We start from the raw sequence: 261 nt of genomic DNA on the forward strand, positions 1-261 counted from the left end.
TGTTCAGGTCGGTCTGGTCATCGGCGGCGGTAACCTGTTCCGTGGTGCGGCACTGAGTGCTGCGGGCATGGACCGGGTAACAGGCGACCACATGGGCATGCTGGCCACTGTGATGAACGCCCTGGCAATGCGCGATGCGCTGGAGCGCGCTAATATCACCGCTATCGTGATGTCGGCCATTTCGATGCTGGGTGTGACGGATCATTATGATCGTCGCAAGGCCATGCGCCACCTCAGCGCCAAGGAAGTGGTGATCTTCGC

1 pseudogene is annotated in these 261 nt (G+C 60.5%); it reads left to right on the forward strand.

Annotated elements, in window-relative coordinates:
• Positions 1 to 261 (forward strand): annotated as a pseudogene (gene pyrH / locus GUI70_RS23640) (UMP kinase); the annotation flags it as partial.

This window comes from Deinococcus alpinitundrae, from assembly GCF_009982895.1.
In the GTDB taxonomy this organism is placed as follows: Bacteria; Deinococcota; Deinococci; order Deinococcales; family Deinococcaceae; genus Deinococcus; species Deinococcus alpinitundrae.